Genomic DNA, 3,209 nt, shown 5'->3' on the forward strand with positions numbered 1-3,209 from the left:
CGCGGCGGCCCGCCATTTCGCCCGGCGCCTGCAGCGGCGGGTCGAGGGCCGGCTCCGAATCGCCCTGACCGTCACGATCGGGAGCTACTACCTCCCCTGCCCGTTGGTTGCCTTTCAGGATCGTTACCCGGGCATCCAGATCGAGGTGGAGACCGGGTCGTCCCGGGAGATCATCGGGCGTGCGAAGGATTTCGACCTGGTCTTCGTCGAGGAGCCGCTGGAGCAACTTCCCCGGTCGGATTACATCCGCAAACCTTGGATCAAGGAAGAGATTCTACTGGTGGCCCGCCGGGAGAGCAAGCTGGCGCAGGACTTTCCCGAGGGCGTGTCGCTCTGCCATCTACAGGGGGAAAAGGTGCTCTGGCGAGAGGCCGACTCGGGTGTCCGCCGGGCCGTCGAGCGAGCCTTCGGCAGGGTGCGGCTCAAGCCACCGATCCACATCGAACTGCCCAGCGCTCAAGGTGTCATCGAAGCCGCCCGAGCAGGACTAGGGATCGGCTTTGTCGCGGCCAGCGTGCTGCCGGAGGAGGATGCCGGACTTGCGGCGCTGCGGATCAACCCCCCCGAGGGGTTGTGGTGGCGCCTCGCCATCCTCGTCCCCCCTCCGGCGAAACGCTCCGCAGCCGCCGCCGCGTTCCTGGATCTGCTCGATCGGAGTTCCGAGCCGAGGGTCCGCGGCGGCGTTCCGGCTCCCGAAGATGGCTAAACGCTGTACGATTGGGCGCCCACGCCGGCGAGCCTACCCCCTTCGGTGATCAGGTATTCCTTGCGGATCGGCTTCCCGGCGAACCAGCATTCCAGGATCTCCCGGACTCCCGCCGCATAGCGCGCCTGGGCCGAGAGAGTCGTCCCCGAGATGTGCGGAGTCATCCCCTCATGGGGCATCGTCCTCCAGGGATGATCCTTGGGAGCCGGCTGTGGGAACCAGACGTCCCCGGCATAGCCTGCGAGTTGGCCGCTCTCCAAGGCCCGGACGATCGCATCCCGGTCACAGATCTTCGCGCGAGCCGTGTTGACCAGATAGGTTCCCCGCTTCATCTTGGACAAGAGCGCGTCGTTGAAGAGATGCTCGGTCTCCGGATGGAGCGGACAGTTGATCGTGACGACGTCGCAGTGGGGAACCATCGATGCCGCGTCGGGATGGTAGGTGAGGCCAAGCTCTGCCTCGATCTGCGACGGTAGCCGATGGCGGTCGGTGTAATGAAGGCCGACGTCGAATGGCTTGAGCCGCCGCAGCACGGCAAGGCCGATCCGACCCGCCGCGACGGTTCCCACCTGCATCCCTTCGAGGTCGTAGGCCCGCTCCACGCAGTCGGCAATATTCCAGCCCCCGCCCCGTGCCCAGTCGTGGGAAGGCAGATAATTGCGGACCAGGGAGAGAATCATCATCACCACATGCTCGGCGACGCTGATGCTGTTGCTGAAGGTGACCTCCGCCACCGTGATCTTCCGCTCGTTCGCCGCCTTCAGGTCGACATGGTCGGAGCCGATGCCGGCCGTGATCGCCAGCTTGAGCTTTGGCGCCTTCTCAATCCGTTCGCGGGTCAGGTAGGCGGGCCAGAAGGGCTGCGAAATCACCACATCGCTATCGGGGAGCTCCTGCTCGAAGCGCGAGTTCGGCCCCTCCTTGTCCGAGGTCACGACCAAGGTGTGACCGCTTCCCTCGAGAAACCGCCGCAGCCCGAGCGCTCCTGCGACGCTGCCCAAGAGCTCGCCCGGCCGGAAATCGACTCGCTCCGGACTGGGTGTCGTCTGCCCGTCGGGATAACGCTGGATCATCGGGATCGTCTCCCGGGCATAGACAGGGGGATACCCCTTCACCGGATCATCGTAGAGAACACACAGGATTTTCATTTCTTTTCCTCTCCATCATCGTTTCAGAAAAAGGCCGCTCTCCCATCCGGGACGGCCTCCCCCAAAGCATAAGCGCTTAAACAACGATGATGGAAATAATCCTTTCTTATGGTCCGATCGCGTTTCGTTAAGACCGGGTAGCCGGCAATCCCTTCCGGAAGACTTTTGCCGTGGAGTCGAGGAGTGGCGCGGTGCGACGTAGGAGAGCCATAGCGGGAGCTGCCCCTTTCGGTATGACAGTGCCTGAGTATCTCTTCCTATCGGCCGTTTCCACTCCCCGCTCATCAAACCGAACAGGCGGATTTCCCGCATTCGGCTTCCGGACAAGGTTGGTGCAGGATTATGCCCACGGTAAGCTCCGCGTACATCTCCCGAGGGGGATGAGGTCGAACTTGCCTTCGCTTTCTCCTGCAACGTCCTCTGGAGCCTCCGAACACGCAAGGGAGGTTGTAGGCGTGCCGCCACTCTCCGTTCTCGCTCCTTCCGACGTTTCCCTTGAACTAAGGCCCCTTCCCTCCCTCGGACTTTCTCCGAGCTCACAGGTAGTATGGACCTATCCGACTCCCACCTGGTCCCGCTTCGGCCCCTCGCAGGGCAGCGGTCGGTCCGCTCGGGGCCAGCCCGAGCTCCCGGCCAGATGGGCCTCCCGTGTTGATGCATCGTCCTTTGCCCGCATGCCCTCGCCCAATACCCCGGCGGCTCTCCCCAGTGCGCGTATTGCTCTCCTTCCCAGGGAGACAACGCCCTTCGCTTCTGTCTCACGAGCTCGGCGTCCGCATTACCCGTTTCGGGGCTTTGTTCAGCGTTCACTTTCCTTAGGGCCTGCTTGCTCGCTGACCCGCTTCCCGGGCCTTTTCCCCCAGAGGCTTCGACCGCTGGCGTTACCACCAGTAGCCGCTCCGAGTGCTTCCGGCTGGAGCAATCGTTGCCGGGTGGAGATCACTCCCTCCCCACTGGGCGATGCACCTTTTTCACGGCGCACGAGAAATGGCGGCTAGCAGCCTGTCGGACTTTCCTTTTCCCTCTGGAATATGGTAAAAGAGGGCATGGCTGAGCGATTTGTGATGGTGGATCGGATGACCCCAATGCTTTTGCCCGAGGACATGCGGGATTGGGTGAGGGAAGACACGACTTGGTGCATTTTGTCATCGAGGCGGTGGAGAAGATGGATCTGCGGGGATTTCGAGTCAACGTGCGCGGGACGGGGGACGCGCAATATCCGCCGGCGATGATGCTCTCGTTTTTGATTTATTGCTACGCCAACGGAATCTTTTCGAGTCGACGGATCGAGGCGGCGACGTGGCGGGATGTGGCGGTTCGTTACCTTTGTGCGAACACCCATCCGGATCACGACA

General features: G+C 62.7%; 2 protein-coding genes and 1 pseudogene. 2 read left to right on the forward strand and 1 reads right to left on the reverse strand.

Features of this window, described 5'->3' with window-relative positions; all coding sequences use genetic code 11:
- The coding region (locus A37A_RS15290) for a LysR substrate-binding domain-containing protein (RefSeq protein WP_018289947.1) at nt 1-706 on the forward strand (706 nt) is incomplete at its 5' end.
- Here the strand turns inward: A37A_RS15290 and A37A_RS0102395 are convergent.
- Entirely contained in the window at nt 703-1,854 is a 1,152-nt protein-coding gene (locus A37A_RS0102395; protein ID WP_018289948.1) for an NAD-dependent formate dehydrogenase, read from the reverse strand. The genes A37A_RS15290 and A37A_RS0102395 overlap by 4 nt on opposite strands.
- A gap of 1,046 nt (nt 1,855-2,900) precedes the next feature.
- Here A37A_RS0102395 and A37A_RS19875 point away from each other — a divergent pair.
- Nucleotides 2,901-3,209: pseudogene (locus A37A_RS19875) on the forward strand (transposase); the annotation flags it as partial.

It is taken from the genome of Verrucomicrobium sp. 3C, assembly GCF_000379365.1.
In the GTDB taxonomy this organism is placed as follows: Bacteria; Verrucomicrobiota; Verrucomicrobiia; order Methylacidiphilales; family Methylacidiphilaceae; genus Methylacidimicrobium.